The organism is Brucella pecoris, from assembly GCF_006376675.1.
Taxonomy (GTDB): Bacteria; Pseudomonadota; Alphaproteobacteria; order Rhizobiales; family Rhizobiaceae; genus Brucella; species Brucella pecoris.
Map to the genome: position 1 here is coordinate 468,813 of NZ_VEWK01000003.1, position 21,717 is coordinate 490,529.

Here is a 21,717-nt window from a genome sequence, read left to right on the forward strand (position 1 = left end):
AACCCGGCCTTTGCTTTTGGATATTCATCATCCATAAAAGCGGCTATAGGATACACCGCCCACTATCCTTTCTCCGCAAACCGGATCTACATGCCGCATGAGCGCACACGACCTTAAGCTGGAAGAGATCGTCAATCCCGAGACGCTACGCCGCAAGCTCAACGAACTGGCGGATTCCACGGACGAAAACTACACCAGTCTCACCGTGCGCAAAGTGGTGCTTCAGGCACTGAAGGACGCCTTGGTGCGTGGCCGTGCCAATGCAGAAGGCATGTTGATGAAGGATGGCGGCGGCACGCTGTGCGCCAAACGCCTCTCCTTTCTCATGGACACGCTGATCGAGGCGCTGTTCGAATTCGCCACCACCAAAGCCTATCCGATGGTCAATCCGTCGAAGGCCGAGAACATGGCCATCATCGCCGTCGGCGGTTACGGGCGCGGCGGACTGGCGCCAGGGTCGGATATCGATCTCCTGTTTCTGCTGCCCTACAAGCAGACCCCCTGGGGCGAGCAGGTGGTCGAATATATGCTCTACATGCTGTGGGACATGGGGCTGAAAGTCGGCCATTCCACGCGCAATATCGATGAATGCATTCGTCTGGCGCGCGAGGACATGACGATTCGCACGGCGGTTCTCGATGCGCGATTTCTCACCGGCAATCGCGAACTCTTCAAAACGCTTGTCAGTCGCTTCGACGAGGAAATCGTCAAAGATACCGGCCCGGAATTCATTCAGGCCAAGCTTGCCGAACGCGACCAGCGTCACCGCAAGGCAGGAGAAACCCGCTATCTGGTTGAACCTAACGTCAAGGAAGGCAAGGGTGGCCAGCGCGACCTGCATACGCTGTTCTGGATCACCAAATATTTCTACCGCGTCAAAACGAAGGAAGAGCTGGTCAAGCTCGGTGTTTTGTCGCGAGCCGAGTTGAAGCTGTTCAACAAGGCGGAAGATTTTCTCTGGGCGGTGCGGTGCCACATGCACTTCGCGACGCTGAAGGCAGAGGAGCGCCTTTCCTTCGACATACAGCCGGAAATCGCCCAGCGCCTTGGCTATACGGCGCATCCCGGCCAGAACTATGTCGAACGCTTCATGAAGCATTATTTCCTCGTGGCAAAAGATGTGGGCGACCTCACTCGCATCATCAGCGCAGCCCTGGAGGAACAGCAGGCCAAGCATGTGCCGGGCTTCAACCGCATCTTCCTTACGTTCTCGCGACGCAAGCGCAAGCTTTCCGCAGACGGCGATTTCGTTTCGGAAAATCACCGCATCAACATCGCGCGGCCGGAGGTTTTCAAGGAAGACCCGGTCAATTTCATCCGCCTCTTTCATCTGGCCGACAAGCATGGGCTGGAGTTTCACCCCGAAGCGATGCAGAGCCTCACCCGCTCACTGAAACTCATCAATTCCGATCTGCGTGAAAATCCTGAAGCCAACAGGCTTTTCCTCGAAATCCTGACTTCGCCGCGCAACCCGGAACTCATTCTGCGCCGCATGAACGAATCCGGCGTGCTCGGAAAGTTCATTCCGGATTTCGGCAAGATCGTCGCCATGATGCAGTTCAATATGTATCACCATTACACGGTGGACGAGCATCTCTTACGCTGCATCGCCGTACTGTCGGAAATCGAGCACGGCGAACTGGAAAACGAGCATCCGCTTTCAAACCACCTCATCACCACAATCAAGCGCGACCGCAACCTGCTTTATGTGGCGCTGCTCCTGCATGACATCGCCAAAGGGCGTCCGGAAGATCACTCGACCGCCGGTGCGCGCATTGCCCGCAGGCTTGGACCACGGTTCGGCCTTACCCCTGCCGAAACCGAAACCGTCGAATGGCTTGTGCGCGAACATCTGACCATGAGCATGGTGGCACAGTCGCGCGATCTCAATGATCGCAAGACCATCATCGATTTTGCCGACACCGTGCAGACCATGGAGCGCCTGAAGCTTCTCCTGATCCTGACCGTATGCGACATCAAGGCGGTTGGCCCCGGCGTATGGAATGGCTGGAAGGGCCAGCTTCTGCGCACGCTCTTCTACGAAACCGAGCTGGTCCTGACCGGCGGCTTTTCGGAGTTGTCGCGTGCTGACCGCGATCATCAGGCGCGGGAGGCACTGGCGGAGCGGCTTTCCGACTGGCCGAAGGATAAGCGCGATACCTATCTTGCCCTTCATTACACCAACTATTTCCTGACGGTCAGCCTTGAGGATCAGGTCCGGCACGCCCATTTCATTCGCGAAGCCGACCGCAACGAGTGCGCGCTGGCCACCATGGCCAAGCCGCATACGTTCGAGGCAGTCACGGAAATCACCGTTCTGGCGCCGGATCATCCGCGCCTGTTGTCGATCATCACCGGTGCCTGCGCAGCGGCAGGAGCCAACATCGTCGACGCGCAGATTTTCACCACCGGTGATGGACGCGCACTCGATACCATTCTCATCAGCCGCGAGTTCGACACTGACGACGACGAACGTCGCCGTGCCGAACGTGTCGGCAAGGTCATCGAAGATGTTCTGTCCGGCAAGGCCCATCTGCCCGATGTACTGGCGAAGCGCACCAAGCCGAAGAAGGCAGCCAAGGCTTTCAAGGTGGAGCCGCGTGTTGAGATCAACAACACGCTCTCCAACAAGTTTACCGTCATCGAAGTGGAAGGTCTGGACAGGCCCGGTCTGCTTTCGGAACTGACCGGCCTTATTTCTGACCTTTCACTGGATATTGCTTCAGCCCACATCACCACTTTCGGCGAGAAGGTGATCGACAGTTTTTACGTGACTGACCTTGTGGGTCACAAGATTTCAAACGCCACCCGCCAGGGCAATATCAGGCGCAAGCTGCTTGGTGTTCTCGGCGGGGAAAATGGCAGCAAGACAAACGGTCGTTCGTCGCAGGCCGCAGCATAGGTTTTTCAGTAAATGAGTTTGGTCAAAAAGTTCGCCACGGTCGCGTCCGGAACGCTGATGAGCCGCATTTTCGGTTTCACGCGCGAGATGTTCATGGCGGCGGCACTCGGCACCGGCCCGATAGCCGACGCCTTCAATGCCGCCTTCCGTTTCCCGAACACATTCCGCAGGTTGTTCGCCGAAGGCGCATTCAATTCAGCTTTCGTACCGCTTTTTGCCAAGGAAATCGAAAAGAACGGTATGGACGGCGCGCGCCGTTTTTCCGAAGAAGTCTTCGGCGTGCTTTTTACCGTGCTTCTGTTCCTGACCATCGTGATGGAACTTTCGATGCCCTTCATCGTGCGGACGGTGATCGCACCGGGCTTCACTGACGATCCGGTGAAGTTCGACAATACGGTGCGGCTGGCAACCATCATGTTCCCCTATCTCGCCTGCATGTCGCTGGCGGCAATGATGGGTGGAATGCTGAATTCGCTGCATCGCTATTTTGCGGCGGCGATTGCACCCGTCTTTCTCAACATCATCCTGATCGGGGTGCTGGCCGTTGCCTGGGGCCAAGGCTATGACGCGCTTTCGGTTGGCTACGGCCTTTCCTGGGGCGTCATGGCAGCAGGTCTAGTGCAGCTTGCCATCGTCTGGCTCGCGGTGCGCAATGCTGGCATCAAGATCGGCTTCCGCCGGCCGCGCCTGACATCGAATGTCAAACGGCTTCTCGTGTTGGCGCTTCCCGCAGCGATCACCGGCGGCATCACGCAGATCAACCTGCTCATCAACACCAATATCGCCTCCGGCATGGAAGGCGCCGTGTCGTCGCTCGTCTATGCGGACCGCATCTATCAGCTTCCGCTTGGCGTCGTCGGCATCGCGGTCGCGACCGTGCTTCTGCCCGAACTGTCACGCGCGCTGCGCGGCGGCCATATGAAGGAAGCGTCGAACCTTCAGAATCGCTCGGTCGAGTTCACATTGTTTCTGACCCTGCCAGCCGCTGCGGCTCTTCTGGTCATGTCGGAACCCATCGTCCGGCTTCTGTTCGAACGCGGCAAGTTCAGCCCGGATTCCACGCTCGTCGTTTCCAATATTCTGGCGATCTATGGCCTCGGCCTGCCCGCTTTCGTCCTGATCAAGGCATTTATTCCGGGCTTTTTCGCCCGCGAAGACACCCGTACACCGATGATCTTCGCTGCGATTTCCGTTGCGGTGAACGTTTCACTCGCCGTCACACTTTTCCCTCGCCTTGGCCCGACGGGTATCGCCACGGCAGAAATCGTCGCCGGCTGGGTCAACGCTGTCCTGCTGTTTGCGACACTGGTGAAGCGGGGTCACTGGGGACGGGATATTCCGCTGCTCACCCGTATTCCGCGCCTCCTCGTCGCTGCCGCGATCATGGCATTCGGTATTCATTACGCCATCGGCTATTTTGCGTATGAGCTTTCCTCCGCAGCACCGCTTGTCGTGCGTGCGGGAACCGTCACCGCAATCGTTGTTGCTGCAATGGTGGTCTATTTTGGCTTTGCCTTCGGACTTGGCGGAGCCAATACGGGAATGATCCGTCGCAACATCAAGCGCGGTGCAGCAAAGAAAGCCCCTGAAAGCGAGCAATAATTCACGCTTGAAAGGCGGCTGCGTCTCTGCGAAAAGACCAGCAATCAAAATCCCCGCTCTCCACCGGCGGGGCAATTTTCGCCACGCATTTCCGAACGCGAAACCGGTATCCACTTTCGCTGGAAATGCTCTTTCAGGATAAAGCCATGAGCACGTTCAAACCGCTTGTTTTCTCCGGCGTCCAACCGACCGGAAACCTTCACCTCGGCAACTATCTGGGGGCGATCAAGCGGTGGGTCGAGGTTCAAGAGACGCAGGAATGCATCTATTGCGTCGTGGACATGCACGCGCTGACCATTTCGCCCGATCCGGCAGAGCTCATGCAATCGACCCGTGAAGTCACCGCAGCTTTCCTTGCCGCTGGCATCGACCCGAAGAGGAGCATCGTCTTCAACCAGAGCCGCGTCATGCAGCACGCGGAGCTGGCATGGGTGTTCAACTGCATCGCACGCATCGGCTGGATGAGCCGCATGACCCAGTTCAAGGACAAGGCAGGCAAGGACCGCGAAAATGCTTCGCTCGGCCTGTTCGCCTATCCGAGCCTGATGGCTGCCGACATTCTGCTTTACCGCGCCACCGCCGTGCCTGTTGGCGAAGACCAGAAGCAGCATCTGGAATTGACGCGCGACATTGCGCAGAAATTCAACAATGACTATTCCGACCGTATCGCTTCGCTCGGTGTGGGTGTGGATATGCAGGTGGGTGACGAGCAGGTTTCCGGCTTCTTCCCGATGACGGAACCGATGATTTCCGGTCCTGCGATGCGCATCATGTCACTGCGCGACGGCACCAAGAAGATGTCGAAGTCCGATCCGTCCGATCTGTCGCGCATCAATCTGATCGATGACGAAGACACCATCACGAAGAAGATCCGCAAGGCAAAAACCGACTCGGATGGTCTGCCCACGGAACTCGACGGTCTCGCCGGTCGTCCAGAAGCGGATAATCTGGTTGGCATCTATGCAGCCCTTTCCTCTCAATCGAAGGAAGAGGTGCTGAAGGAATTTGGCGGGCGCCAGTTCTCCGAATTCAAGGCTGCATTGGCCGATCTGGCTGTGGCGAAGCTTTCGCCGATCACCCATGAGATGCGCCGTCTGGTTGCCGATCCGGCCTACATCGACAGCGTCCTGCGCGACGGTGGTGAGCGGGCTGGCGTGATCGCGGAACAGACCATGCGCCATGTTCGCGATATCGTCGGCTGGCTGCAGAACTAAATTTCTCATTTATCAAACGGGCGGCGACATTTTTTGCTGCCGCCCGTCTTCATTAGAAAATCAGCGTTCGATCCTCAAGCATCCATCAAATGTCAGCTTGCAGACGATCAATCCCGATGGCAAATTGCGGCCATGGTATCAAAACGACTTAGCCGGGAAGCCGGTCACCGCCGCAAATTTCTTGCCGTCATCGACGAGACGCCCGAATGCGGGCGTGCCGTTGCCTATGCCGCACGCCGTGCAAAAAACACCGGCGGCTCGCTCATCCTGCTTTTCGTGATTGATGACTCCGATTTCCAGCAAATTCTGGGCGTCGGCGAAATCATGCGCTCCGAAGCACAGGACCGTGCCCGCACAGCGCTTGAAAAATTCGCAGCAACAGTGCGTGCGGATCAAGGAATTGAGCCTGAAATCAGCATCCGTGAGGGCGAAACCGCCGAAGAGCTCATGTGTCTCATTGAGGAAGATCAGGACATCGCCATTCTGGTTCTGGCTGCTGGTTCGGGCAAGGAAGGGCCAGGCCCTCTGGTGCAATCGCTTGCCGGCCGCTCCCAGTTCCCGATCCCTGTAACCGTCATTCCGGCAGGTATGAGCGACGATGACATTGATGCGGTGACCTAATCACCCTATATTGATGACAACTGATACGCGCAGGATCAGGGCAGTACTTGCGTCCATAAGGATCTGCGCTTACGAGAATCGTTCCAAAATCTGAAAGCGGGACAACTGGCATGTTCATCCAGACTGAAACCACGCCCAACCCGGCGACCCTGAAGTTTCTTCCCGGCAAGGTCGTTATGTCGGAAGGCACCGCCGATTTCCGCGACGCCTCCGCCGCTGGCAACACATCACCGCTCGCAGCCAAGCTCTTTTCGGTTCCGGGCGTGACCGGCGTTTTCTTCGGCTACGACTTCATCACCGTCACCAAGGAAGACGGTGAGTGGCAGCATCTGAAGCCAGCCATCCTCGGCACCATCATGGAACATTTCATGTCGGGCGCCCCTGCAATGGCAAGTAACGGCAATGTCGACGTCGCTGCCGCGCATGGCGAAGAAGAGTTCTTCGATGAGGCCGATACCGAGACCGTCGAAATCATCAAAGAGCTGATCGAGACTCGTGTTCGCCCAGCCGTTGCGCAGGATGGTGGCGATATCACCTTCCGCGGCTTCGAAAACGGCACCGTATTCCTGCACATGAAGGGCGCTTGCTCTGGTTGTCCTTCATCGACGGCAACATTGAAGCACGGCATTCAGAACCTTCTGCGCCATTTCGTGCCGGAAGTGCAGCAGGTTGAACAGATCTGATCTGAGTGAACTTTGTAATGAAAAAGGCCGCTCAAAGCGGCCTTTTTCATGTCTGTTGTCGTCTGGACTTATTGCTTCACGATGACCTTGGCACCCTGTTCAGTGCGGTCGTAAAGATCCATGATATCCTGGTTCATGAGGCGGATGCAACCGGAAGACATCGCCTTGCCGATGGACCACCATTCCGGCGTTCCATGCAGACGATAGCCTGTATCGCCACCCTTATTGTACAGATAAAGGGCACGTGCGCCGAGCGGATTGCGCAGGCCGGGATCCATGCCATTGCGATATTTTGCCAGTTCCGGCTGGCGCTTGATCATCGCAGAAGGCGGCGTCCAAGTCGGCCATTCCCGCTTCATGGCAACGCGCGCCGAACCGGACCATTCGAAGCCTTCACGGCCGACACCGATGCCGTAACGCATGGCCTTGCCTTCCGGCATGACAAGATAAAGGAATTTTTCCCGCGTATCGACGATGATCGTGCCAGGGGCCTCATCGGTTGGATACTTGACGATCTGGCGGCGATATTGCGCCGGTATCTTGGTACTTGGGATGGCCGGGACAACATAACCGGCGTCAGTGACTGAAGAATAGGAGGCGGTATAAAAAGTGCCCCCTACGGTTGAGCAGCCTGCTAGGGCGGCGCCTGCCAGAAAGAGAGCCGTCGTCAATTTTAGGACGCGAGAATTCATGCATTCCCCCAGATTGGTTCATTCCGTCAATGGGACCGCGACCGGTCGAAGATAGAAGCGAATCGCTCGTTCTTGTTGAAGATGGGGTAGTATTGTTAACCAGGCGTTAACCGTAAATTGAAAATTCCTTGAGAATGACATTTTTTAGCCATGTTTCGCCCTGTTGCCGCAGTTTTCGTGCTGCCCGCCGCTGCTTTCCGATTGTTTCGATTTGAAACCACGCACAAAATACAGCCATGCCCATTGTGATTCCCAATCAGACCCATCCCCTTTCCGACGGTCGACAGTCTGAGAACGCCATGCTGGTGCGGCGTGGCGTGCAGCGTCTTTTTCTGGAAATGGGGCTTGCTACGTTGCCCGAACTGCCACTGGCATCAGGCAGGCGCGCCGACCTGATCGCGGTGAGTCGCAAGGGCGAAATCTGGATCGTTGAGATCAAATCATCGATTGAGGACTGGAAGGCGGACCGCAAGTGGCCCGAATATCGCGCTTATTGCGATAGGCTGTTCTTCGCCACCCATCCGGCGGTACCGCGCGAAATATTCCCGCAAGAATGCGGCTTTATCCTGTCAGACGGATATGGAGCGGAAATCCTGCGCGATGCGCCAGAGCACAAATTGCCCGGCGCAACACGAAAGGCACTGATGTTGCGCTTTGCGCGAGCGGGCGCTGCTCGCCTGACGATTGCCGAACTGGCCGGTCTCGATGTGCCCGAAACCGAAATAGATTGATTAGAGCACATCCCGAAAAGGGCAAAGCGGTTTTCGGATAAGGTGCGCCTAAAACTTAACGCGGAGCGCGTTTCGCCAGGATGCGCTGCAATGTACGGCGATGCATGTTGAGACGGCGTGCCGTCTCGGAAACATTACGCTCGCACATTTCATAGACGCGCTGGATATGTTCCCAGCGGACGCGGTCGGCGGACATCGGATTTTCCGGTGGCGCAACTTTTTCACCGGGACGGCGGGTCAATGCCGCAAAGACCTCATCCGCATCGGCAGGCTTCGACAGATAGTCGATGGCACCAAGCTTAACGGCATTCACAGCGGTTGCGATATTGCCGTATCCGGTGAGAACGATGGCGCGCGTGTCGGCACGGCGCGAGCGGATAGCTTCGATAATATCGAGACCGTTGCCATCGCCGAGCCGCATATCCACGACCGCATAGGCCGGGGCGGCGGCTTTGGCGGCGGCAATGCCTTCCTCAACCGATTCTGCGGTTGTCACCTGAAAACCCCGGCTCTCCATGGCACGGGCAAGGCGCTGCAAGAAGGGCTTGTCATCATCAACCAGAAGGAGGGTCGGATCGTTGCCTATGGCTTCGGTGTCTTCCTGCTTCAAGTCGTCCATCGGGTGCTTCCTGCCTGTATTTTTCTTTCCTTATTGATACCCCTGCGTCAAAAAGTCAAATAGCCATTGAATTGTTGAAGCAATTTCAACATTCGTGCAGGCGCAAGAATAGTGCAAACCTTTGTATTTTCAGAATATTTTGAAATGTGGACACAAGGATTTGATCGTAGAATCGTGTATATGCAGGTAGCCTGATTCAAACGGACCAGTATTCCCGCGCTTCCGCAGAGAGCCCTGCCAGAAAGTCATCCAGCTTCACTTGATCGATATGCATCCGAAGCGCCTTGGCAACGTTGTAAATAGCTGAATCTGGTGCGAAATTATGATCTCTACGCAGAGATTGTGCTTCACGGGTCAAAGCTTGCCGGCTCAGAAATGGCCGTTTCGCCTCGTCAATATCCCAGTTTTCTACAAAAATTGCGCGAAGAACCGGCGGCAATATCGCGGCAAAGCGAATCGCCTGACCGACATCGAGCCGGTGGCGGAAGGTGAGCAGAACGGCCTCCACCATCGTATAGGCCTGATTGCGTGTGGCGAGCCCGGCCTCATCCCGAGCCATATGGAGAAACTTGTCGAACTCCTGCGTTGCCCTCTGGATTTCAAGCGGGATCGTCATGCGGCATCCTTCTTCAGCCGGATGTGAATGCGGAGCGCGGCCAAACCACTTTTACTTCCGCCCCCTGCCCCGGATTGCTTCGATTACGGAAAGCAATGTGTGCACCGGAACGTTCCAGCAGGGTTTTCGCGATGAACAGACCGAGACCAAGCCCACCGCCATTGCGGGTGTTGTCGCGGCTCGTCATATAGGGCTCTCCGATACGATCGAGGATTTCCGGCTTGAAGCCGCTGCCGTCGTCCTGAATGATCACGCTGACCTGATTATCCGTCCAACCCCAGGTGACACTGACATCGCCGCGCGCGAAATCGACCGCGTTTTCCACCAGATTGCCCAAACCGTAAAGCAGTCCGGGATTGCGTCGTGTGACCGGTTCGGGCATCGGCCCCGCTACCTTCTGCACCTCAATGGTGATACCGAAATTGCGGTGCGGTGCGATCACCTCCTCGATGAGTGAGGATAGCGGCAGCCGCGACATGTGTTCCTCATTTTCCGAGGACAGGCTGGTCAGCCTTCGCAGAATTTCACGACAGCGCTGCGTCTGTGAATGTAGCAGCGCAATGTCTTCGCCAAGCCCCGCGTCGACGGGATTCTTGGCATAGGAACGCTGCATTTCCTTCACCACCAGCGCAATGGTGGCAAGCGGGGTGCCAAGCTCGTGAGCGGCGGCGGCGGCAAGTCCGTCCAATGCCGTCAGGTGATGCTCGCGCTGGAGAATGAGTTCTGCGGCGCTCAGCGCATCGCCAAGCTGGCGTGCTTCTTCGGCGATGCGATAGGCATAAACCCCGGTAAAGCCGAGCGCCGATGCGATCGCGCACCAGATACCGATGACAAACAGGAATGGCAGGTTCAGTGTTTCGCCCGGATACCAGGGCAATGGCTCATGTTTGATAGTGAGAATGGAAGTACAGGCCACGACCAGCAAGGCCAGCACCAGCGTGTGCCGCGCGGACAGCGAGGTAGCCGAAATGATGACCGGCACGATCATTAGAACGACGAAGGGATTTTGAAGCCCGCCCGTGAGATAGAGCAGGCCAGCCAATTGCAGGATATCGAAGGCCAGTACAAGGCTTGCCGCAGCCGGATTCAGCCGGTGATTGGTGGGGAATCGAAATGCCAGATACAGATTGAGCCAGGCAGAGCAAGCAATCAGCGCAAAACAAATCCCGACGGCAAATGGAAACTGCAGGTAAAGCGCCACCAACATGACGGCCGCCGTCTGCCCGGCTATGGCAAGCCAACGCACACGGACCAGCGTGGTCAGACGCGGGCGGCGCGAAAGATTGGAAGCGCGATTCTCGAATTCTGCGTGCATTGATCCCTCTATCTTGCCCCTTATGGGGCAAGCGCGGACTGGAATGCAAGCGGAACTGCGTTATCCGGTCGCAGGTGGTGAATACAACTTTTTATGTGGCGCGTTACGTTCCGCGCGGCTTGGCCCGGCGTGTTGCTTCCGCATTGGCGGGATCTTCCGGCCAGACATGTTTTGGATAACGCCCACGCATATCAGATCGGACATCGGCCCATGATCCTTTCCAGAATCCTGGAAGGTCACGGGTGATCTGGATCGGGCGATGGGCTGGCGACAGAAGTTCCAGCAACAAAGGCACCTTGCCGTTGGCAATGGAGGGATGCACGCTCAGACCGAACAATTCCTGCACGCGAACTGCGAGCACCGGCTCTTCGGCATCATAGCGGATCGGAATATTTGATCCGGTCGGCACCGTGAAATGCGTCGGCGCAAGCTGATCAACACTGCGCTGGAGATCGAAGGGCACAAGACTCATCAGGCCATTTTTCAAAACATGACCCGGTATGCGGTCGAGCAGCGCTTCGCCCGTCAGGAAAGGCAACAGCCAGTCTTGCAGCGTTTCCAGCAGAGGCTCATCTTCCATGGACGGCCAGGGATCGCCCAGACCTCGATTGAGCCAACCAAGACGACGGCGCAGAATATCGGCTTCCTTACCCCAGGGCAGGATGTCCAGTCCATTTTCGCGCACGGCGGCAATCACGCCTTCATCGGCAGCACTTCCCGATGGCGCGGCCAGCGGCTTTTCCGAAAGAGCGATTGCGCCAATGCGCACGGCTTCTCGCGCCCGCAGTGCATTCTTTTCCGGATCATAGACCACCTGTCGTCCACTCTCGATCCGGTCGCCGAGGGCTGCACGAATCTCCGCCTCCGACACTTCCGCAGCCGAAAGAATGCGCGCGCGTCCTGCCTTGCCGGACATATCCGCCACCACCAGCCAGGGCGCGCGGCTGAGACTGATCGTGCTATCCACCTCCCCGCCGCGACCATTGGCAAGCAGAAACTGCCCGGTCTGCCCACGCGCTCTGGCAATGCGGTCAGGATAGGCGTCGATCAGCATATGCCCCACGCCGGAACCGGCAGGTTCAGCTTTGTTCGGCACACTGGCGGCAAGCCGCCTCGCCAGCCCTTTGGCTCTTTGGGTGCGGTCCGAACGGTCGTTGCGAAAACGCGAGAAACGCGTGTCGAGATCGGTCTCTTTGCCGCCCAGACCACGCTCCGTCAGAAGCACCGCGAGTTCGGCGGCCTTCGAGGCTTCGCCGCGTTTGCCTGCCTCGGCCACCATGTGTGCAAGACGCGCGGGCAAGGCAAGCGAACGCATCGCTTCACCATCAGGGGTCAGACGCCCGACCTCGTCCAGCGCTCCGAGCCGCTGCAACAAAGCGCGGGCTTCGTTCAGCGCCGGTTTCGGCGGCATATCGAGAAAGGCAAGCGTCGCCGGATCGGTCACGCCCCATGCGGCACTATCGAGTACAAGGCCCGACAAATCAGCTTCCAGAATTTCAGGCGGAGAGAAAGCGGGCAGCGCGGCTGTCTGTCCCTGATGCCAGAGGCGAATGGCGATGCCGGGCTCCGTACGCCCCGCGCGACCCGCACGCTGATCGGCGCTCGCTCGTGAGGTGCGCACTGTTTCCAGCCGTGTCAGGCCAGTGGCAGGTTCGTATTTTGGCAGGCGGGCAAGGCCGCTGTCGATCACCACACGCACGCCATCAATCGTGATGGAGGTTTCGGCAATCGACGTTGCCAAAACCACCTTTCGCTTGCCGTCAGGCGCCGGTTTGATCGCCGCGTCCTGATCGCGACCCTCCATCGCGCCATAAAGCGGGGCAAGCATCACATGTGCCGGCACGCGGCCTTCCAGAAGACGAACCGTGCGCTCAATCTCGCCCTGCCCCGGCAGAAAAGCCAAAATGCTGCCCGTTTCATCCGCCAGCGCGTCGCGGATGCTGCGCGCCATAGCGTCTTCGATACGCTCGTCCGCTTTTCGTTCCCGATAACGGATATCGACGGGGAAGGCCCGGCCCTCGCTTTCGATCACCGGCGCGTCACCCAGAAGTGCAGCCACACGTGCGCCGTCAAGCGTTGCCGACATGACGAGTATCTTGAGGTCGTCACGCAGTGCCGCCTGCACATCGAGCGCCAGCGCCAGTCCGAAATCCGCATCAAGGCTGCGTTCGTGGAATTCGTCGAAAAGAACCGCTGCAACGCCCTTCAGGTCAGGATCGTCCAGAATCATGCGCGCAAAGACGCCCTCGGTGACAACGAGGATTTTGGTTTTCCCGGACGCCTTGCTTTCAAGACGCATCCGGTAACCGACCGTTTGCCCAACCTCTTCGCCCAAAAGCTGCGCCATACGGCGGGCGGCTGCGCGTGCTGCCAGACGACGTGGTTCGAGCAGCACGATCATGCCGTCCTTGCGCCAATCCGCGTTCAGCATATGAATAGGCACCAGTGTCGTCTTGCCTGCACCGGGCGGCGCAACAAGAACCGCACTCGCATGATGCGCCAATGCCTCATCCAACTGAGGCAGAATTCGTGTCACAGGAAGATCGGGCAGGCTCGTCAAATTAATTTCCGTCAGATAAGGCGTCCGCTTTCGTGCTTATCACACAAGGAGCGCACATGATCCATATTCGAAAATCGAGCAAGGCCGATACACCTGCACTTGTCGAAATCTGGCGCGCCAGCGTTCTCGCCACGCACGATTTCCTGAGCGGCGATGATTTTCTGGAAATCGAAAAGCTGGTGGCCGAGCAATATCTGCCGAATGTCGAGGTCTGGCTTATCGAAGATACCGGCAAGCCGGTCGGCTTCATGGGTATGAGTGCGCATCATATTGACAGCCTGTTCATTGCACCCGACCAGCGGGGCAAAGGCATCGGCAAACAGATGATAACACATGCAAAAACACTCGGCAGTCCGCTGACAGTCGATGTGAATGAGCAGAATCTGCAGGGCGTAGGGTTCTACCGACATATGGGATTTGTCGAGACCGGACGTTCGGAGACAGATGACCAGGGACGCCCCTATCCGCTGCTTCATCTGCGGCTGACCACCGACAATTGACATACTCCCCCATAGTATATAGATTCCGCTGAAATCGGGAGATTCCATGCCGCATTCACCGGAAGACAAGAAGCGCGCTTTGACGCGCCTGCGCCGCATTCGCGGACAGGCCGAAGCACTGGAGCGCGCGGTGGAGGCTGGCACGGAATGCGCAGCATTGTTGCAGCAGATCGCGGCACTGCGGGGTGCTGCCAACGGGTTGATGGCGGAAGTACTGGAAAGTCATTTCCGCGAGACATTTGGGCAGGAAACCAAAGCTGATCCCGATACACAAATCGACGAAATCATGCGGATTCTACGCACCTACCTCAAATGAGTGCGTTGCTCTAAGATAGACTGAAAGGGAGAAACATCGTCATGAAATCACGCGCAGCCGTTGCGTGGGAGGCAAAAAAACCGCTCACCATCGAAACAGTCGAGATTGGCGGCCCACGGGCTGGCGAAGTGCTGGTCGAAATCATGGCGACGGGTGTTTGCCATACAGATGCCTACACCCTTTCGGGTCTCGATTCCGAAGGCAAGTTCCCGGCCATCCTCGGCCACGAAGGAGCAGGTATCGTGCGCGAAGTGGGCGCCGGCGTGACCTCGGTCAAGCCCGGCGACCATGTCATTCCGCTCTACACGCCGGAATGCCGCCAGTGCAAAACCTGCCTTTCGCAGCGCTCTAACCTCTGCACCTCGATCCGCGCCACGCAAGGCCAGGGCCTGATGCCGGACAAGACGACGCGCTTTTCCTGCGATGGCGGCGAAGTGTTCCATTATATGGGCTGCTCGACCTTCTCGAACTTCACCGTTTTGCCGGAGATCGCCGTCGCCAAGGTGCGTGAAGACGCACCTTTCGACAAGATCTGCTATATCGGCTGCGGTGTGACAACCGGCATCGGCGCGGTGATCTACACGGCAAAGGTTCGCCCGGGTTCCAATGTCGTTGTGTTCGGCCTCGGGGGCATCGGCCTCAATGTCATTCAGGGCGCCCGCATGGTCGGTGCTGACAAGATCATCGGCGTGGACATCAATCCGTCCAAGGTCGAGATGGCGAAGAAATTCGGCATGACCGACTTCATCAATCCGCGTGAAGTGGGCAATGACAAGGTCGTTCAGGCCATTCAGGATCTGACCGACGGCGGCGCGGACTATTCCTTCGACGCCACGGGCAATACCGATGTCATGCGTCAGGCGCTGGAATGCTGCCATCGCGGTTGGGGTGAATCGATCATCATCGGCGTGGCGGAAGCGGGCAAGGAAATCGCCACGCGTCCGTTCCAGCTCGTTACCGGACGCGTCTGGAAAGGCACTGCATTCGGCGGCGCGCGCGGGCGCACCGACGTGCCGAAGATCGTCGACTGGTATATGGAGGGCAAGATCAACATTGACGATCTCATCACCCACACCATGCCGCTCGATGAAATCAACACTGCCTTCGATCTGATGCATGAAGGCAAGTCCATCCGCTCGGTGATTGTGTACTGATGAGTGAAAAACTTCTTGTTTCCCAGTGGAATGAAATCGACAACCTGACCCCGCGCGCACTTTATGCGATGCTGAAACTGCGCGTGGATGTCTTTGTGGTCGAGCAGAAATGTCCCTATCCGGAAATTGACGGCAAGGACGCCGAGGCGTTTCACTTGCGCATTCTCGACGGTGAGGAACTTGCAGCCAGCTTGCGAGTTCTACCGCCGGAACAGGATGGAAAGCCGGTGAAGATCGGACGTGTTGTCGTGGCATCAGATTATCGCGGCTACAAGCTCGGTCAGCGCCTGATGAAAGAGGCCGTCGATTTTGCTCATGCCCGCTTTCCAGGCATCGCGATAGAGCTTGGAGGCCAGAGCCATTTGCAGAAATTCTATGGCTCGTTCGGCTTCGTGGCGATTTCCGACGAATATCTCGAAGACGGCATTCCACACGTCGATATGCGATTGGAACCAAGGGAAACGGTTGCCTGATGTTTCTGCTGCGCCGCCATATGTCCTTCTATCTTGGCGCCCTTGGCGGCGTTGCAGCGTTCATCCTTGCCTGGCTTCTTAAAAGCCCTCTTGCCCCGGTCATCGGTGCAAACTGCTTCTTCGTGCTCTATCTGGGGCTGTCGGCCTCTGCCCTGCCGAAACTCACGGCCAGCTTTTTGAAAAAGCACGCCGCAAGCGCTGACGAACCCGTCTGGATCATCTTTCTGGTGACATTTGCAACAGTTCTCGTCGCAATCGTCTCGCTGTTCATTCTCATCAACAGTGAGACAAAGGCCGATACATTCTCGCTGGTCATGACACTTGCGTCTGTGCCACTCGGCTGGTTCACCATTCATATGATGACGGCCTTGCATTATGCGCATGTCTACTGGCAGCCAGGTGAACCGGCAGGCGACGACACCAGCCATGCCAGCCGTTATCGCGGCGGCTTCGAATTCCCGGGAACATCGGAACCCTCCGGTTGGGATTTTGCCTATTTCGCCTACGTCATCGGCATGACGGCACAAACGTCCGACACGAGTGTGACGACGCCTGCCATGCGCAAGGTCACGCTGCTGCACAGCATCGTCTCCTTCTTCTTCAACACCGTGCTGGTCGCCGCTTCTGTCAATGTTGCGGTGGCGCTCGGAAGCTGAACAAAACCGAGGTTCTTTCATGGAAACCATTTCGACCGCCAAGTGCTTTGATGGAACGCAAGGGGTCTATCGCCACAAGAGCGAGACGAACCAGTGCGACATGACCTTTGCCGTTTTCCTGCCACCGCAGGCCGCAACCGGATCAGTGCCGGTGCTTTGGTATCTCTCGGGCCTCACCTGCACACATCAGAATGTGATGGACAAGGGCGAATATCGGCAAATGGCTTCCAAATTGGGAATTGCCGTTATTTGCCCCGATACGAGCCCGCGCGGTGATGACATTCCGGATGAGCCGGACAACTGGCAATTCGGCAAAGGGGCGGGTTTTTATGTCGATGCCACGCAAGAACCTTTCGCCACGAACTACCAGATGTACAGCTACATAACCGAAGAGCTGACCGATCTGGTGGCGCGCGAATTTCCGCTCGATATGGCGCGGCAGGCGATCACTGGTCATTCCATGGGCGGTCATGGCGCGCTAACCATTGCGCTGAAAAACCCGGACCGTTTCAAATCAGCATCTGCCTTTGCACCCATCGTCCAGCCTTCAACGGCAGGCTGGTCCAGACCGGCGCTGGAAAAATATCTCGGACTGGAAGAACGGGCCTGGCGCTCTTATGATGCCACGCTTTTGATCGAAGACGGCTATCGGTTCCCGGAGTTTCTGGTCGATCAGGGCATTGCAGACGGCTTTCTCGATGACGGCTTGCGTCCGTGGCTTCTGGAAGAGGCATGCAAGAAGGCAGGCATTCCCCTCACGCTCAATATGCGTGAAGGCTATGACCACTCCTATTTCTTTATCTCGACCTTTATGGACGACCATTTGAAATGGCATGCAGACCGGTTGAAGCGCTGATTAGCGCTTCAAAACCTTCATCGGCAGACCACCTTGCGGCTGGGTGGTCAGCTTCTGTACTGGCCACGGCTTCGTCGTTTCCAGCACCTCGAAGCGACGTCCGTCGAGCAGGATGGCGAGCGCAATCACAGCCTCCTGCAAGGCAAAGCTTGCGCCGATGCAGACGCGCGGGCCTGCCCCGAAGGGCAGATATTGAAAGCGGTCGAGCTTGTCGCGGTTTCCCGGCCAGAAGCGTTCAGGCATGAAAGCGTCCGGCTGGTCCCAGTAGAGCCTATGGCGATGAATGACCCACGGCATGACCAGCACGGTCGCGCCCTTCGGGATTGTCAGATCGTCATACTTATCGTCGGTTGCCGCCTCACGATTGATCGACGGTGCGGGCGGATAAAGCCGCATCGCCTCCTCGAAGGCTGCGCGTGTGAAAGGCAGCGATGCCAGCCATTCCTGCGGCGGCAGATCGCGCCCGCCCTTTGCGAAAAAGCCGTCAACCTCCGCTTCAATACGTTCGCGCTCACCGGGCGCCTTGGCAAGCAGATAAAGCGTCCAGCCAAGTGCGCGAGCGGTCGTTTCGTGACCGGCACCAATGAACGTAATGATGTTGTCCTCAATCTCGGAACGGCTCAGGCCGTCCGGTCCTTCGGCGCGCAAAAGCAAAGTGAGGAAATCGCTTGGAACGTCCTCGCCCTTGTCCATGCGGGTTTTACGCAGCGCGATGGTGTCGGAGACCAGCTCACGGAAGAATCCGAGCGATTGCTGCCCACGCAGGCGCGTCAAGCGTGGAAGCCAGTCGGGCAGCCCCAAGAGGTCGAACGGATCGACCCGTCCCATGGTCTCGAACAATTTGTCGATCTGATGGGCGAAATCGTTGGGATCCCCCGCGATCTCGCCTGAGAACAATGTTTCGGCCAGAATGTCATAGGTCAGGAGCGTCATGTCATGGGCGACATCGGTGATCGTACCGGAGGTCTTGTATCGCTCGGCGAACTGGCGCGACCGGTCACGCATGGCCTCGGCAAAACCACCGATATGGCGTGGCGTGAAAACCGGCGCCATGGCTTTTCGCGAACGCTTCCACACTTGACCCTCGGCGGTCAGCAGACCGTCGCGCAACAAGGGGCGCAGCACACGCTGGCGAATGGCGGACATAGGATAATTGGCGGCATTGTCGACCAGCACATGACGGATCAGCCCCGGATCGTTGGCGATGATGGTTTTCATGCCGAACCAGCTAACGGAAATCCACCGCTCATTGTAGGACGGTTCGCCCCACAGCTCGAGCGGGTTTTTGTAAACGACCCGCATCATCTCGAAACGCCCCACCGGCTTTTCGCGCGGGCGCGGTGCAGGCGGTACAAATGGACCCGGTCTTTCGCTCATGACGTTCGCAATTTCCATCAAGCGTTCCTTTCGTCATAAAACAGGTCGAGAACGCCCCCGTCAAACCGGATATAAGCGTCAATTGTGGCGGTTCCAGAAGCCAAGTGGCACCGCTACTGTTCACATATGAACCAACTGCCGGAATCCCCGGTAAATTTACCGCCAAAATTTGGAAAAATAGCCGTTAGCACCTATATTAAAGCCATGTTTGTCGCGTGATTCGACATATCTTTGAAGCTGCATTCGCAGCGCGTTTTTCGAAAGATTTTCATGAGCGAGATGCCCGAGATGAATTCCGAAGCCCCCGCCGAATATGGCGCGGATTCCATTCGTGTTCTGAAAGGTCTGGATGCTGTTCGTAAGCGCCCCGGCATGTATATCGGTGACACGGATGACGGCTCCGGCCTGCATCATATGGTCTACGAGGTCGTGGACAATGCGATCGATGAAGCGCTGGCAGGACATGCCACGCTTGTAACCGTCTCCCTGAATGCCGACGGGTCTTGCACGGTGACCGATAACGGTCGCGGTATCCCGACCGATATCCATAAGGAAGAAGGCGTTTCGGCAGCCGAGGTCATCATGACCCAGCTTCACGCCGGCGGTAAGTTCGACCAGAATTCCTACAAGGTTTCCGGTGGCCTGCATGGCGTCGGCGTATCGGTGGTGAACGCGCTATCGATCTGGCTGAAGCTGAAGATCCGCCGTGCCGGCAAGATCCATGAGATGAGCTTTACCCATGGCGTGGCCGATGCTCCGCTCGTGGTAACCGGCGAAGCAGGCAACGAGACTGGTACGGAAGTAAGCTTTCTGCCCTCCCCTGGCACCTTCACCATGGTCGAATTCGACTTCGATACGTTGGAACGCCGCCTGCGCGAACTCGCCTTCCTCAATTCCGGCGTGCGCATCAAGCTCGCTGACCGTCGCCACGCGGATGTGGTAGAGCACGAGCTGCACTACGATGGCGGGCTTGTCGAATTCGTGAAGTATATCGACCAGAGCAAGAAATCACTTCTGGAAGAGCCGATCTATATCCGCAGTGAAAAAGACGGCATGACGGTTGAAGTCGCCATGTGGTGGAACGATTCCTATCACGAGAAGGTGCTTTGCTTCACCAACAACATTCCGCAGCGCGATGGCGGCACGCATCTGGCCGGTTTCCGCGGCGCACTGACCCGTCAGGTGACGGGCTATGCCGATGCTTCGGGCATGACCAAGAAGGAAAAAGTGCAACTTACCGGCGATGACTGCCGCGAAGGTCTGACCGCCGTTCTTTCGGTCAAGGTTCCCGATCCGAAGTTCTCGTCGCAGACCAAGGACAAGCTGGTTTCCTCCGAAGTTCGCCCGGTCGTTGAAAGTCTCGTCAACGAAGCGCTTTCGACATGGCTTGAAGAACATCCGGCTGGCGGCAAGATCGTGGTCGAAAAGGTTATTCAGGCAGCAGCAGCACGTGAAGCCGCCCGAAAGGCTCGCGACATCACTCGCAAGAGCAATCTGAGCGTGACGTCCCTGCCCGGCAAGCTTGCCGACTGTCAGGAACGTGACCCGGCGAAATCTGAAATCTTCATCGTCGAAGGTGACTCTGCAGGCGGTTCCGCCAAGAGCGGTCGTTCACGTCAGAACCAGGCGATTTTGCCTCTGCGCGGCAAGATCCTCAATGTGGAGCGCGTCCGCTTCGACCGCATGATCTCCTCCGATCAGGTCGGCACGCTGATTACCGCGCTCGGCACATCGATCGGCAAGGATGAAACGCACGGCTTCAACCCGGACAAGCTGCGCTATCACAAGATCATCATCATGACCGATGCTGACGTCGACGGCGCGCATATCCGCACATTGCTGCTGACCTTCTTCTTCCGGCAGATGCCGGAACTGATCGAGCGCGGTCATATCTATATCGCGCAGCCGCCGCTCTATAAGGTATCGCGTGGCAAGTCCTCGCAGTACATCAAGAACGAAGCCGCTTTCGAGGACTTCCTGATTGAAACAGGTCTTGAGGAAGCCACTCTGGAAATGGCAAGCGGCGAAGTTCGGGCCGGACCGGACCTGCGTTCGGTGGTGGAAGATGCCCGCACCATGCGTCAGCTTCTGGCCGGTCTTCACACGCGCTATGATCGTCGCGTGGTGGAACAGGCGGCCATTGCCGGGCTGCTGAACCCGGATGCCTCGAAAGACAATGCAACCGCACAGCGTTCCGCCGATGTTGTTGCAAAGCGTCTCGACATGATCTCGGAAGAAACCGAGCGCGGCTGGACGGCCCATGTGACGGACGATGGCGGCTACCTCTTTGAGCGCATGGTGCGCGGCGTAAAGGACGTTGCCATTCTCGACATGGCGCTGCTCGGTTCTGCCGATGCCCGTCAGATAGGTCGTGTGGCTTCGCGCCTGTCGGAAGTTTTCGCTGAACCGCCAGTACTGCGTCGTAAAGACAAGGTGGATACGCTTTCCGGTCCGATGGCCCTTCTCGATGCAATCTTTGCGACAGGCCGCAAGGGGTTGACCCTCCAGCGTTATAAAGGCCTGGGCGAAATGAACGCTGAGCAGCTTTGGGAGACCACGCTCGATCCGAATGTGCGTTCGCTGCTGCAGGTCAAGGTGACGGATGCGACCGACGCGGATTCACTGTTCACACGCCTGATGGGCGACGAAGTTGAGCCGCGACGTGAATTCATCCAGGAAAACGCGCTGAGCGTTGCCAATCTGGACGTTTGATAAAGAAAACCCCGAAAGGCCGGATAGCTTTTCGGGGTTTTGATCGGGTAGGAGGGCATTTTAGGCCCTCCCCCCACACCACCGTACGTACGGTTCCGTATACGGCGGTTCATGAAGC

General features: G+C 57.5%; 19 protein-coding genes. 13 read left to right on the plus strand and 6 right to left on the minus strand.

Translation table 11 applies throughout. The features are described from left to right. Positions 1 to 97 precede the first annotated feature (97 nt). The 5 genes from FIB18_RS08795 (at position 98) to FIB18_RS08815 (ending at position 7,022) form a co-directional block, all read left to right on the plus strand. On the plus strand, positions 98 to 2,902 hold the full coding sequence (locus FIB18_RS08795) for a [protein-PII] uridylyltransferase (RefSeq protein WP_140020329.1): 2,805 nt from the start codon (positions 98 to 100) through the stop codon (positions 2,900 to 2,902). Between the two features lie 12 nt (positions 2,903 to 2,914). Then, positions 2,915 to 4,504 carry a murein biosynthesis integral membrane protein MurJ gene (gene murJ, locus FIB18_RS08800; protein ID WP_140020330.1) on the plus strand — a complete coding sequence of 530 codons (1,590 nt, stop codon included), beginning with the start codon at positions 2,915 to 2,917 and terminating at the stop codon, positions 4,502 to 4,504. Between the two features lie 146 nt (positions 4,505 to 4,650). Further along, positions 4,651 to 5,718, plus strand: a complete 1,068-nt coding sequence (gene trpS / locus FIB18_RS08805; RefSeq protein WP_140020331.1) for a tryptophan--tRNA ligase — start codon at positions 4,651 to 4,653, stop codon at positions 5,716 to 5,718. Between the two features lie 132 nt (positions 5,719 to 5,850). Then, a complete protein-coding gene (locus FIB18_RS08810) occupies positions 5,851 to 6,339 on the plus strand; it encodes a universal stress protein (RefSeq protein ID WP_140020332.1) in 489 nt (162 codons plus the stop codon). Between the two features lie 110 nt (positions 6,340 to 6,449). Further along, on the plus strand, positions 6,450 to 7,022 hold the full coding sequence (locus tag FIB18_RS08815; protein WP_140020333.1) for a NifU family protein: 573 nt from the start codon (positions 6,450 to 6,452) through the stop codon (positions 7,020 to 7,022). 68 nt (positions 7,023 to 7,090) lie between these two features. Here FIB18_RS08815 and FIB18_RS08820 read toward each other — a convergent pair whose 3' ends face one another. Further along, positions 7,091 to 7,714, minus strand: coding sequence for a L,D-transpeptidase (locus tag FIB18_RS08820; protein WP_140020334.1), 624 nt, complete (start codon positions 7,712 to 7,714; stop codon positions 7,091 to 7,093). Positions 7,715 to 7,950: 236 nt separating this feature from the next. On the opposite strand from FIB18_RS08820, the gene FIB18_RS08825 reads away from it, so the two are divergent. Then, positions 7,951 to 8,445, plus strand: a complete 495-nt coding sequence (locus tag FIB18_RS08825) for an MmcB family DNA repair protein (RefSeq protein ID WP_140020335.1) — start codon at positions 7,951 to 7,953, stop codon at positions 8,443 to 8,445. 55 nt (positions 8,446 to 8,500) lie between these two features. Here the strand turns inward: FIB18_RS08825 and regA are convergent, their stop codons facing one another. The 4 genes from regA to hrpB all read right to left on the minus strand — a co-directional run bounded on the left by regA (position 8,501) and on the right by hrpB (position 13,555). Further along, positions 8,501 to 9,064, minus strand: coding sequence for a global response regulator transcription factor RegA (gene regA, locus FIB18_RS08830; protein WP_006465866.1), 564 nt, complete (start codon positions 9,062 to 9,064; stop codon positions 8,501 to 8,503). Positions 9,065 to 9,260: 196 nt separating this feature from the next. Next, positions 9,261 to 9,680 carry a DUF2267 domain-containing protein gene (locus FIB18_RS08840; protein ID WP_140020336.1) on the minus strand — a complete coding sequence of 140 codons (420 nt, stop codon included), beginning with the start codon at positions 9,678 to 9,680 and terminating at the stop codon, positions 9,261 to 9,263. 13 nt (positions 9,681 to 9,693) lie between these two features. Then, complete coding sequence (locus tag FIB18_RS08845) at positions 9,694 to 10,995, minus strand: ActS/PrrB/RegB family redox-sensitive histidine kinase (RefSeq protein ID WP_140020337.1); 1,302 nt, start codon at positions 10,993 to 10,995, stop codon at positions 9,694 to 9,696. Between the two features lie 103 nt (positions 10,996 to 11,098). After that, the gene (gene hrpB / locus FIB18_RS08850) at positions 11,099 to 13,555 is read right to left on the minus strand and encodes an ATP-dependent helicase HrpB (RefSeq protein ID WP_140020338.1); all 2,457 of its coding nucleotides are present in this window, start codon (positions 13,553 to 13,555) and stop codon (positions 11,099 to 11,101) included. A gap of 56 nt (positions 13,556 to 13,611) precedes the next feature. Here hrpB and FIB18_RS08855 point away from each other — a divergent pair, with 56 nt between their 5' ends. Genes FIB18_RS08855 through fghA form a run of 6 tightly spaced genes read left to right on the plus strand, consistent with a single transcriptional unit; the run spans position 13,612 to position 17,510 of the window. After that, positions 13,612 to 14,055 (plus strand): acetyltransferase, encoded by a 444-nt coding sequence (locus tag FIB18_RS08855; protein ID WP_140020339.1) that lies wholly within the window; start codon positions 13,612 to 13,614, stop codon positions 14,053 to 14,055. A 46-nt stretch (positions 14,056 to 14,101) separates the two neighbouring features. Next, the gene (locus FIB18_RS08860) at positions 14,102 to 14,371 is read left to right on the plus strand and encodes a metal/formaldehyde-sensitive transcriptional repressor (RefSeq protein WP_010657981.1); all 270 of its coding nucleotides are present in this window, start codon (positions 14,102 to 14,104) and stop codon (positions 14,369 to 14,371) included. 41 nt (positions 14,372 to 14,412) lie between these two features. Continuing rightward, complete coding sequence (locus FIB18_RS08865; protein ID WP_140020340.1) at positions 14,413 to 15,525, plus strand: S-(hydroxymethyl)glutathione dehydrogenase/class III alcohol dehydrogenase; 1,113 nt, start codon at positions 14,413 to 14,415, stop codon at positions 15,523 to 15,525. Further along, positions 15,525 to 15,998 (plus strand): GNAT family N-acetyltransferase, encoded by a 474-nt coding sequence (locus tag FIB18_RS08870; protein ID WP_140020341.1) that lies wholly within the window; start codon positions 15,525 to 15,527, stop codon positions 15,996 to 15,998. Before FIB18_RS08865 ends, FIB18_RS08870 begins: the two co-directional genes overlap by 1 nt. Next, positions 15,998 to 16,654, plus strand: coding sequence for a DUF1345 domain-containing protein (locus FIB18_RS08875; RefSeq protein WP_140020342.1), 657 nt, complete (start codon positions 15,998 to 16,000; stop codon positions 16,652 to 16,654). The genes FIB18_RS08870 and FIB18_RS08875 overlap by 1 nt, the downstream gene beginning before the upstream one ends. 19 nt (positions 16,655 to 16,673) lie before the next feature. After that, positions 16,674 to 17,510: an S-formylglutathione hydrolase gene (gene fghA, locus FIB18_RS08880; protein ID WP_140020343.1), complete on the plus strand. Its 837-nt coding sequence runs from the start codon at positions 16,674 to 16,676 to the stop codon at positions 17,508 to 17,510. On the opposite strand, the gene FIB18_RS08885 is transcribed toward fghA, so the two are convergent. After that, complete coding sequence (locus FIB18_RS08885; protein ID WP_140020344.1) at positions 17,511 to 18,905, minus strand: cytochrome P450; 1,395 nt, start codon at positions 18,903 to 18,905, stop codon at positions 17,511 to 17,513. 252 nt (positions 18,906 to 19,157) lie between these two features. On the opposite strand from FIB18_RS08885, the gene gyrB reads away from it, so the two are divergent. Continuing rightward, the gene (gene gyrB, locus FIB18_RS08890) at positions 19,158 to 21,599 is read left to right on the plus strand and encodes a DNA topoisomerase (ATP-hydrolyzing) subunit B (RefSeq protein WP_140020345.1); all 2,442 of its coding nucleotides are present in this window, start codon (positions 19,158 to 19,160) and stop codon (positions 21,597 to 21,599) included. Positions 21,600 to 21,717: the final 118 nt, after the last annotated feature.

Bases quoted from the DNA above. Each gene is read 5' to 3' on its own strand.
- FIB18_RS08845 (WP_140020337.1), bottom strand. From the start codon at position 10,995: ATGCACGCAGAATTCGAGAATCGCGCTTCCAATCTTTCGCGCCGCCCG.
- FIB18_RS08865 (WP_140020340.1), top strand. From the start codon at position 14,413: ATGAAATCACGCGCAGCCGTTGCGTGGGAGGCAAAAAAACCGCTCACC.
- FIB18_RS08875 (WP_140020342.1), top strand. From the start codon at position 15,998: ATGTTTCTGCTGCGCCGCCATATGTCCTTCTATCTTGGCGCCCTTGGC.
- FIB18_RS08860 (WP_010657981.1), top strand. From the start codon at position 14,102: ATGCCGCATTCACCGGAAGACAAGAAGCGCGCTTTGACGCGCCTGCGC.
- FIB18_RS08810 (WP_140020332.1), top strand. From the start codon at position 5,851: ATGGTATCAAAACGACTTAGCCGGGAAGCCGGTCACCGCCGCAAATTT.
- trpS (WP_140020331.1), top strand. From the start codon at position 4,651: ATGAGCACGTTCAAACCGCTTGTTTTCTCCGGCGTCCAACCGACCGGA.
- FIB18_RS08840 (WP_140020336.1), bottom strand. From the start codon at position 9,680: ATGACGATCCCGCTTGAAATCCAGAGGGCAACGCAGGAGTTCGACAAG.
- FIB18_RS08825 (WP_140020335.1), top strand. From the start codon at position 7,951: ATGCCCATTGTGATTCCCAATCAGACCCATCCCCTTTCCGACGGTCGA.
- gyrB (WP_140020345.1), top strand. From the start codon at position 19,158: ATGAGCGAGATGCCCGAGATGAATTCCGAAGCCCCCGCCGAATATGGC.
- FIB18_RS08820 (WP_140020334.1), bottom strand. From the start codon at position 7,714: ATGAATTCTCGCGTCCTAAAATTGACGACGGCTCTCTTTCTGGCAGGC.
- murJ (WP_140020330.1), top strand. From the start codon at position 2,915: ATGAGTTTGGTCAAAAAGTTCGCCACGGTCGCGTCCGGAACGCTGATG.
- fghA (WP_140020343.1), top strand. From the start codon at position 16,674: ATGGAAACCATTTCGACCGCCAAGTGCTTTGATGGAACGCAAGGGGTC.
- FIB18_RS08815 (WP_140020333.1), top strand. From the start codon at position 6,450: ATGTTCATCCAGACTGAAACCACGCCCAACCCGGCGACCCTGAAGTTT.
- FIB18_RS08795 (WP_140020329.1), top strand. From the start codon at position 98: ATGAGCGCACACGACCTTAAGCTGGAAGAGATCGTCAATCCCGAGACG.
- FIB18_RS08885 (WP_140020344.1), bottom strand. From the start codon at position 18,905: ATGGAAATTGCGAACGTCATGAGCGAAAGACCGGGTCCATTTGTACCG.
- FIB18_RS08855 (WP_140020339.1), top strand. From the start codon at position 13,612: ATGATCCATATTCGAAAATCGAGCAAGGCCGATACACCTGCACTTGTC.
- regA (WP_006465866.1), bottom strand. From the start codon at position 9,064: ATGGACGACTTGAAGCAGGAAGACACCGAAGCCATAGGCAACGATCCG.
- FIB18_RS08870 (WP_140020341.1), top strand. From the start codon at position 15,525: ATGAGTGAAAAACTTCTTGTTTCCCAGTGGAATGAAATCGACAACCTG.